Here is a 9,549-nt window from a genome sequence, read left to right on the forward strand (position 1 = left end):
ATCAAACTTGATTTCTATTTTAATAACTTCTTACAGACTAAGTATTTCTCTTGATACAAAATTTTTATAACAATAACTATTTTTCTCATAATATCGGTTTATATCTAGCGCCCACTTTCAGCAGTAAACAGACAAATTACGTACTATCTCGGTTCCTAATTGAGTAGCAAAATTTATATCTTAGCTCTATGTAGTCTTGTTCCCCAAAGATAAGACCAAACCTACCTAAAAGACAATATTCAAACCGCTAATTTGAATCTTGCTTCAGCCTCCATTGATGTGTGGTGGTTGCAGCTCGGTTTGCTTGCGAATTTTTAATGTTTGTTTGAAAAAAAAGAAAATGAGCGCGGTGCCGTCCATGCCTACCATAGCCACCAATGAACTGAAGCATGAAATTTGGCAGTTGTTGCGTGATTATCAACGAGAACCTTCGCCTGAGATTCGCAATCAACTTGTAAAACTTAACTTTGGACTAGTGAGGAAAGAAGCTCATTATTGGATCAATCAATGCCAAGAAAGCTATGAGGATTTACTCCAAGTCGGTTGTTTAGGACTGATTCGGGCAATTGAAAGATTTGAAATTACAAAGGGACATGCTTTCAGTTCTTTTGCGATTCCTTACATTCGTGGTGAAATTCAGCACTACTTACGAGATAAGGGTGTCACAGTCAGAATTCCCCGACGTTGGTTAGCGATACAACAGCAAGCTATTAGTGTTTCGCGATCGCTTCGGGAACAATATAACCGCCAACCGACTGACGGGGAACTAGCAGCTGCACTAGATATCAGTCTGGAAGAGTGGCAAGAAATTAAGCTGGCTTGGGTGAATCGCGCTCCCTTAAGTCTGGATGTACCTGTACAAGATGGTGAAGAAGGTGCTGCTTGCTTAGGTGAATTAGTGCCAGATAAGCAGTATCACAGCTTTCAACTCGCGCAAGAAGACCAAATTCGTCTCCAACAAGCACTACTTCAACTCGAACAACGTACTCGTGATGTTTTAGAATTTGTGTTTCTACAGGATTTGACCCAAAAGCAGGTGGCAGAACGTTTGGGTATTAGCGTTGTTACTGTTTCTCGTCAAGTGAAAAAAGGACTCGATTCTTTAAAAAATTTGATGGGTGTGACGGAGAATTAATTTTGAGATTGTCTGGGATTGGGGATTTGTGATTGGAGACTTGTGATTGAAGATTGGTCATGAAATCTTGGTAAATTGTGTTACACCTTTGAGATTTATTTCCTCACTGCTACAGTTCTCAATATTTAATCTTGATATTTAGTGAAGTTCTAATCAGAAGTAGTGTAAATACTGATTTCAAATCATTTTTTCAATCATACAATTCAATCTAAAATTTACTCTAGAACTCAATTTTAGAGTAGATTGATAAAATCAAAAATAGTATTCAACCGTACCATTACTAAAGATTTCAGGATTAAAAATTACTCCTGTTTTCAAAAAGCTAGGTTATAACAGAATCAGATTTCACCTTTAATTACGGTTATCCAAAGGTAGATTTCAGTAAACAAATTTTCCAATGGCTTTTGACACTAATGGGTAGATATTCAAACATAGCAGTTGTAGCCATGACGATAATGGCGATCGCAGGGTGTTCATCTGATGGGGGAGAGCAAGCTAGTAATCCTACCGATACACCTGCGGCAACTCCAGAACAAACAACCGCAGCGACTCCATCAGAGACTCAGACCTCAACTGCTCAACCATTTAGTAATCCGGTTATAGCAGGTAAACAGCAACCCGCAGGTGGTGTAGTTGCGATCGCCAATCCCAACTTAATTCAACCGACAGATGCCATGCAAAGGTCTATTGGAGTGTCCAAAGGTAGACCTGACCCGTTTGCACAAATTGTGAATCCGCAATTGGCAACGGATAGCGTTGGGATGCCGCCACGCCGACCTGTTCCATCTGTCGCACCGCTACCTTCGCAAGTACAAGCAAGAATACAACCCCGAAGTGCGGTTATTTCCAATCGCATTCAAGCTCCTATTGCCTCTAACAGAAAAGTTCCCGCAGGTGCGATCGCTAAATTACCTCAACCAAATCGCGGGTTGACTCCGATTTTACCGAGAGTAATGCCACCGGTTGTGGCTAATCCTTCCCTAGTATCAGTATTACCACCAACTCAACAACCTGAATTAGCACGGGGTATTTTTGTGTCGGGTGTAATTTCTGTGGGTAAGCAGCCAAAGGCAATTATTAAAGTTCCTACCGAACCCAGCAGCCGTTATGTACAAGCAGGCGATCGCTTGTCTAGTGGATTGTTGGTAAAACGGATTGAGATGAATGAAGGTTCTGAACCTATAGTAATTTTTGAGCAATTTGGCATTGAAGTTGCGAGAATGGTAGGAGAAGGGGCACCCGCATCGTCTACAACGGCTTCGGCGGACGCGGTTGCTCCACCACCAAACAGCGTTCCTACCGGAGCTTCTTAAATAATGCAAGCACGTCGTCAAATCGAATTTGTTGGTTTACCTTTAGCTGTATATCGTGAGATTGCAGCACATTTACGTCAAGTCGAAGGGGTAAAGGTTGGTTTAATCAGTCAATCGTCGCAGCAATTCGACTATAACCAAAGTCAGATAGAGGGTTTGTGGATTGATTTTTCCTCAAACTCTTCTATCTCCAACCAACAACAGGTTGAGGAAATTTTGGCTTATTACGAAAGTTGTTACGGTAATAGGCGGGAAATAGCTGCCTGAATTTTTATTTGGTATCTGAAAATATATGTCAAAAATCTAGTTGGGTTGGGTGTATCTCTACCCAGCTTTTAGTTTGAAAAGATAATTTTGCTACATAGTATTTGTCGATTTGTGCTTGATGCTTCCAGGTACAAATCTCAGTTTACTGAACAGTATTGTACTGGGTAATGCTCATCCGGGATTTTATTGTGCGTATCGTTGAATTGGTCTTTGGGGATGCCTGGTAAAATTCCAAACATAAAAATTAAAAATTGATCAAGTAGTCATAAAGTTAACAACTAGCTTTTTAAAGATATTGTTTAGTAGTCAATTATTTATAGGAACAATGGCTATTTTGCAAGGGATTGGGGCGATAAGTTAGCACACTTAGGCAAAATAGTGGCATTGTTTAAATAAAAACAACATAATAAGTGATGCAATTATAGGTTGCTGAGGTAAACTGACAAGCAAGGTAACCTAATTATTACTTTTCGGTTGTAAGGTATTGACATCACGGATGATGGAACAGTGGCAATTTCTAATACAGAAGCAAGGCGATCGCAATTGGCAATCCTTAGAATCGCCCTATGTAGAAATTATTGAAGGGCGGTATCGAGTTGTGGCTCGTTCGTCTCGTGCGAATACGGACGTAGAAGTACGGGTGACTCACATTTCCCCGTGGGAGATACCACCAAGACGGCGTATTCATAAGCGTTTGCGGCGTACCAATAATGAAGGGTTAATGGCGGTTATTCCTTTTACTTACTTTGCGCCGGGAGTTTGGGAAGTTCGTTGTTCTGGCGATTTAATGTCGGATGTGCTGGGTACATCTTGGCAACATACTTTAAAACTGCAAGTTCTTCCCCAAGCTGTTGCCAGTAACCATGCTCCAGAAAGTCATAATGGTGAGGGCAATACCGACTCTTCTTTATTTACACCTTTGGAAGCAGAAAACACCAATTTGCGATCGCCATCTGCGTCAATTTCTCCAACTTCTACTGATTCTCATCTGCCAATACCTCCAGTTCCTCCCAATTTTGCCACCTCAACACCAGTCTCACGTAGCGAATCGACAAACGCGGAAATAGTATCGCCGCCTGAGAAACTGATTTCTAATCAAGGTCAACAAATTCAGCAACCTAACATTATTGATATTACTGCTGAGGTTTGTGAGACTCCTCTCGGCGATGGCGAAAAAGCGACTATCCCCACAGAAAAGATTAACAACCGCCAGCATTCAACCGATATAGATATTGATTTTGATATAGATATTGACGCGATTATTCGTGATGCTGACTTGCAGCCAGAAAATATCATTGACAATGTCGGTGAGGATTTCGCGACCAACGAATCTGAAGAGAATACAGAAATTGCTGCCGAAATTACTACTGAAAATATCATTGAGAATAGTGAACAAAGCGATCGCCAACGGCAATTACCACTGGAACAATTACCATTAGAACCATTACAACCATTATCAGTTAACGAAATCGATGCAGAAAGTTTGGTATTCAGCGATCGCATTTCCCTGGAACCGACGGAAATAATTGACAATGAGGACTATTTAGAGTCGGCAAAGAATATAAATTATCGTAAACACATAGATGAAGATATAAGTCAAGAGCATGAGCCAAATGCTAGCGATAAGATAGGTGATATTTCCAGAGAATTTGATGAGCCAATCTTTGTTAATACTAGTAATTTTAAGCAAATAAAGCGCCCAGACATCCCAGAGGAGACAATTAAAGATTTTCCCATTAGTCCTGTGTGGGTAAAAGGCGACACCGCCGAACAAATACTGCATAATCTGATTGAACTAGCTTTACCTGCTACCGAACCCCTACTTGCAGAAGAGAAAGTAGAGGAATCAGTAAAAGATGATACTCAATTGCCATTGTCACTGATACTTACCCAGCATACATATATTGCCCATTGGGGAGAAAAGTTGACAATTGATGGACGGGTGCAATTCAAGGAAACAAACGATGCCGCCGAGTTTGAAAGCGTCGCTGGGGGAGAATTACGCTTAGAATTGCGATCGCCCTATGGAACATTAATCTCAGGAGCATCATCTGAGGAGTTGGAAGTTTTGATGCAGGTACAGCAAGCTTTACCAGAGAAGTTGTTACCATTTGGGTTTGATTTGGCGATTGAAATTCCCGCAGATTGTCAATCGAAGTTGCTTTTAGCAGATATTTGCTTGTACGGCGCACTTGGTGGTGTTGGAGATGTGGAATTATTAGCCAGCCAGTCGTTTATAATCGCGGCTGATGTCAGTGAGTTGTTAGCTGTTAGCACCACAGTTAAACCAACCGAGCCGGATATGTTGGATTACGGGCTAGCGCAAATGACACCAGAACCACCTGTGTCGTTAGATTTAGAACTTTTCAACCTGGTTAAATCTGCGAAAAATCCCCAGCCTTTAGTGGTTCAGCCATCTCCAAAACGGGCTTTACCTCTAGAAATCGAATCGCGCAAATTGCTCCCCAATAATTCTTGGGAAATATCATCTCATACCCATGATTTGGCAAGTGAAGCTAGATGTTTGCCATTTTTAAGGAAAAGAACTGTTCAACCCTTAACAAACTCGATAGAGAATATTGAGGAAATTGTCAATCAGGAAATGGTGACAACTACTTCTAACGATTTAGAAATAGTTGAAAATCAGAAACCAGCAAATGAGATTATTACAGACGAGTTACACACCCAAAATCAGGGTAATCTACAAACTCAAGATAACTCCGCAGCAAAACTGATTTATCCTCCGGTATCTGGAGAAAATACTTTAGAGAGTCGTCCTTTTGTATCTCCACTTATCCGTAAATGGATGCAAAGCCAAGGCTATTCGGGATTGGAAACAATCAACTTCAATTATCAAAATTACAATATCAACATCCCGACAGCTAAAAATATTCCTCCGGCTCATGCTTCGGAAACTAATCATCATGAACCAGAAAATATTCATGAAGAACTGTCTAACGAAGTAGTAGAAGAAACAATATTAGAGCCAGATTCAGGATTCAATTCTGATTTAGGTTCTAATTTAATTCCTAATTTAAATTATCAAGAAAATTCTGATTTAAGTTCTGATTTAAGTTCTGATTTAAGTTATCAAGAAAATGCTGATGTAAATGCTGATTTAAGTTCTGATTTAAGTTATCAAGAAAATGCTGATTTAGCTGATGAAAAATCAATCCCCGAACCTCACATTGTAGAAGCAATAGAACCGCAGCAGCCTACAAATACCACAATTCCCCAATCTTGGTTAGCACAGGAAATAGTCGTTGATGATGATATTGTCGATGATGATATTTTTAATAATAGTAGAGCCGAAAATGCAACTATTGCCAACAGCGAAAAACAACCAGATCAAGAACTAGTATCATCAGTTGCAGATGTATTATCCTGCTTAGGACTTAATCTTGATGAAGAAATCGAATCGCTACCAGTACCTCAACTCAGCTTACCAACAGGTGAACTGGTTTCCGGAAAAATGGTTCGAGTCAGAGTCGTAGTACCAGAAATTCGTCCTCAAACAGCAGTAAAATTATGGGTTGAGGATTGCCAAACTCGGTGGTTGCTAGAAGGTCCCCATCTGCTCACAGACTTACTGCCAAACTCCTTTGGGGGAGGCATGGAAGCCCTTGCCGAAATCAATATACCCTTTGGCTGTCTGGAAATCCGCATCGAAGCAATTGCCATTGACATTGTCACCCAACAGGAAAGTCACAAAGCCAGCATTCAACGCACAGTTATTCCCCCTGACTTACCTAATTTGCAGATGGACGAGTTGTTAGGGATTTAGGGAAAGGCTAAAGGGAATTATTTCCAGTTCGCCTAAATACCCAGACTTATATTCATGTTAAAAATCTTGAGAATTTAGAAAAATCTGTGGGAATTTGCAGTAAGCTCGTTTTGAATTGTAGTTTCTTTTAATAGGAATATTTACTATGGCAGCATCATTTTTGCCTTCCATCCTCGTTCCTTGTATTGGTTACGTTTTTTCTGCTGTAACAATAGCGTTTATGTTCTTATACATCGAAAGCGATAACATCGGTTAATCAGTGATTGACTGATTAATAAGTTGGTAGATGAATAGACGATCGCAGGTTTGTAGTTGTACTTTTTTCATTACATAGTTTGTTGCTATTTTGTCTACTGACCTAATTCAACGTGAGTTTGGCGGAACTGAATCCGTCAGGCTCGCGTTTATTGTCAAGGGTAAAGCCGTGCTTTAATATACTGCAAGCAGTGTATTTTCCCGTAGATATGTTGACGAAGCTGATGTGATAACTTACCTTGCCCTCTCATCTTCCTCAAGAATTTCCGCCGTTTTGTCAGCCAAAGGTTTTACGACTTTAGCGATCGCTTCTTGAACAAATGCTTTGACAAATTCATCGCGCTTATTTAATTGAAATTGGCGCTGGACAACTTCCGTCATTCCCCCATCTCCCCAATCTTGATCGTTGCGGAAAAACTCAATAAAACTTTTCCCTGCAATTCTAGTTAAATAAGCCGCCGTTACCCCTTGAATCGCCCTACCAATGACAAATGTACCAATATTCAATTGTAATGCTGTCGAGAGTAGTTGTAATGCACCCTTAACTATTCCCAATCCTCCAATCGTTTTCGCTAAAGATAGGGCTAACTCCCGTCCGCGCTCCATATTTAATTCACAACCATATACCCGTCCAATTTCGACTACCATTTGTGCATTTACTGCTGCTGTGGCTAATAGATCGACTACGGGTAACGGTGTCATAGATACTACACCGGCTCCAATCCACTGGAAGCGATCGACAATTTTATCTGCTTGGCGGCGACGTTGAGCATCTATTAGCTTTCTGGCTTCTTCGCCCAAGCGCAGTGATTGTAAAAGAATGTTATCGGCGATCAAGTCTTCACCTTCTGCCCGTAATATTGCTGCCATTCTCCGCAACAACGGTAGTATTTCTGACTCTGGTTTGACCATTTCCCCACCTTCCAATTCCACAGATTGGGGATTTGCCGATATCGCCACTACGTCGTTTGTAGAAATAAACCCGCGTACCCGTTCCCGCAACCTCGCCAAAATCACTTCTTTATCTTCGTCGGTATATAAATCGGTTTTATTGAGAACTAAAATCGATCGCTTGCCAATTTCTGCGAGAGCTTTCAACGGCTCATATTCAGAGCGTCGCAAATCATTATCCACAACAAACAGCAATAAATCCGCCTCCGTTGCCAATCCCCTGGCTAACTGTTCCCGTTCGGTTCCTGCCACCCCTGCTTCTAAAATTCCTGGTGTGTCGGTAATTAAAATTTTGCGTTCCAATCCCTTCAATCGCAAACAGTAGGTTTCTCCTACAGTTGTTGTCCCCATTGGGGCATCAACTTTACCAACCATGCGCCCAATTACAGCATTAATCAGGGATGTTTTCCCCGCGCTCCCGGTTCCAAAGACAACAACTTGAATTTCGCCTCGGGCTAAATTGGCTTCAATTTCCCGTGATTTACTCAATAAAGCTTGTCGCGTCACTTCATCTTGAATTTGCGAGACTTGCTGGCGTACTGCTTGCAGTGTTGAAGAAGCAGCTTCTGATTTGACCACTGGGATTTCCGATGGCGTGATGCGTTTTGGGCGACGGGAAGAACGTCCTTCCCCCGCTTGAATTACCATGACATAGTAAACAAAGGCGGCAATTAAACTACCAATGAGGAGAATTAGCAGTAGCAGTAAGATATTACCAAAAAACCCGAAATAGGAAAGTTGCCAAGAAAGTTGGTTGAGATATTGAATTAGCCAGAGACTCAGACTCAAAATCACAATTAAACCAACGATGAGGGTAATTAAGCGCGGGAGAGGCATGGATTATGGATAAGTTAAAGGAAGTAGATTATTAACGTAGATGCTTCTTATGTTAATAGTTTCAGTGTTTTTCTTGAGAGTAGAACCACAACCTTTCTGAGCAACCAGTGGTTCGCCAACCCAGAATTGAAGGTTGAGATTGACTTGGAGAGAGGGAGACGGGGAGACGCGGAGATTTTTGTCCCTTCAGCAGGGAAGGAAAATGATAAGTACGGCAGAAAAATATCCGTTTGAGGTTAAATAGCTAAATTCGTAATTACGAATAGCCTCCTTTCTGCAATTGTGAATACAAAAAACTTATTTTTTCCTAAATACTTGGTAGCGATCGCAGCAAATATGTGAGAATTAAGCGGGAATAATGAACCAACGGAGAAACTTTCCTCATGGGACTTTTTGACCAAATTTTGGGCGCAGTCGCCAATCCCAATCAACAAGGTAGTTTAGCTCAAATCGGCGGTATCATGAATGCCGTCAAGCAATTAAGTAATAATACTGGTGCAGATTCCTCGACAATGCAATCAGTTATGTCTATTGTAGGTGGTCAGGTGCGATCGGCTTTACAAGAAAAACAAGCCAATGAAGGAACAGGTGCAGTACAAGCATTAGTAAATCAATTTGCAGGTACTTCCGCCAATCCTTCAGCAGTGACATCTTTATTTTCACCGGGAATGCAACAACAAGTTGCTGAAATAGCCGCACAACGTACTGGTATTGATGCTGCCACAATTCAACAAATGTTGCCAGTAATTGTCCCAATGGTACTCAATTTCTTAAATTCTGGAGCGAGTATTCAAGGTGATGGTAATTCAGTTCTCAGCAAATTTTTAGATGCTGATGGTGACGGTGATGTTGATATTGCAGACGCTATACAAATGGCAAGCAAGTATATGGGGCGTTAGGGAAAAGAGAGGCGTGGATAGTTATTTTTTCACGTCTCTACATCCCAAATTATGTATCTTAATCTTAAGAATTCTGTATCTTTTTTAGATTAAGTTCGCCTCATCCCA

7 protein-coding genes and 1 pseudogene are annotated in these 9,549 nt (G+C 41.0%); 7 read left to right on the forward strand and 1 reads right to left on the reverse strand.

From position 1 onward, the window contains the following. The first annotated feature begins 358 nt into the window (after positions 1–358). The 6 genes and pseudogenes from VB733_RS19535 (at position 359) to psaI (ending at position 6,755) form a co-directional block, all read left to right on the forward strand. Complete coding sequence (locus VB733_RS19535) at positions 359–1,135, forward strand: RNA polymerase sigma factor SigF (RefSeq protein ID WP_323341727.1); 777 nt, start codon at positions 359–361, stop codon at positions 1,133–1,135. 413 nt (positions 1,136–1,548) lie between these two features. Further along, the gene (locus VB733_RS19540) at positions 1,549–2,448 is read left to right on the forward strand and encodes a hypothetical protein (protein WP_323341728.1); all 900 of its coding nucleotides are present in this window, start codon (positions 1,549–1,551) and stop codon (positions 2,446–2,448) included. A gap of 3 nt (positions 2,449–2,451) precedes the next feature. Further along, positions 2,452–2,715, forward strand: a complete 264-nt coding sequence (locus VB733_RS19545; protein ID WP_323341729.1) for a hypothetical protein — start codon at positions 2,452–2,454, stop codon at positions 2,713–2,715. Between the two features lie 499 nt (positions 2,716–3,214). Further along, a pseudogene (locus VB733_RS19550) lies at positions 3,215–3,562 on the forward strand (hypothetical protein); the annotation flags it as partial. A gap of 636 nt (positions 3,563–4,198) precedes the next feature. After that, the gene (locus VB733_RS19555; protein WP_416336338.1) at positions 4,199–6,499 is read left to right on the forward strand and encodes a hypothetical protein; all 2,301 of its coding nucleotides are present in this window, start codon (positions 4,199–4,201) and stop codon (positions 6,497–6,499) included. A gap of 145 nt (positions 6,500–6,644) precedes the next feature. Beyond that, complete coding sequence (gene psaI, locus VB733_RS19560) at positions 6,645–6,755, forward strand: photosystem I reaction center subunit VIII (protein ID WP_096609248.1); 111 nt, start codon at positions 6,645–6,647, stop codon at positions 6,753–6,755. 233 nt (positions 6,756–6,988) lie between these two features. Here psaI and VB733_RS19565 read toward each other — a convergent pair whose 3' ends face one another. Next, positions 6,989–8,542 carry a GTP-binding protein gene (locus VB733_RS19565; protein WP_323341730.1) on the reverse strand — a complete coding sequence of 518 codons (1,554 nt, stop codon included), beginning with the start codon at positions 8,540–8,542 and terminating at the stop codon, positions 6,989–6,991. A gap of 383 nt (positions 8,543–8,925) precedes the next feature. On the opposite strand from VB733_RS19565, the gene VB733_RS19570 reads away from it, so the two are divergent. Beyond that, positions 8,926–9,441, forward strand: coding sequence for a DUF937 domain-containing protein (locus VB733_RS19570; protein WP_323341731.1), 516 nt, complete (start codon positions 8,926–8,928; stop codon positions 9,439–9,441). Positions 9,442–9,549 lie beyond the last annotated feature (108 nt).

It is taken from the genome of Calothrix sp. UHCC 0171 (genome assembly GCF_034931845.1).
In the GTDB taxonomy this organism is placed as follows: domain Bacteria; phylum Cyanobacteriota; class Cyanobacteriia; order Cyanobacteriales; family Nostocaceae; genus Brunnivagina.

Coding starts and splice junctions, on each gene's coding strand:
- VB733_RS19540 (WP_323341728.1), top strand. CDS start 1,549: ATGGGTAGATATTCAAACATAGCAGTTGTAGCCATGACGATAATGGCG.
- VB733_RS19570 (WP_323341731.1), top strand. CDS start 8,926: ATGGGACTTTTTGACCAAATTTTGGGCGCAGTCGCCAATCCCAATCAA.
- psaI (WP_096609248.1), top strand. CDS start 6,645: ATGGCAGCATCATTTTTGCCTTCCATCCTCGTTCCTTGTATTGGTTAC.
- VB733_RS19535 (WP_323341727.1), top strand. CDS start 359: ATGCCTACCATAGCCACCAATGAACTGAAGCATGAAATTTGGCAGTTG.
- VB733_RS19545 (WP_323341729.1), top strand. CDS start 2,452: ATGCAAGCACGTCGTCAAATCGAATTTGTTGGTTTACCTTTAGCTGTA.
- VB733_RS19565 (WP_323341730.1), bottom strand. CDS start 8,542: ATGCCTCTCCCGCGCTTAATTACCCTCATCGTTGGTTTAATTGTGATT.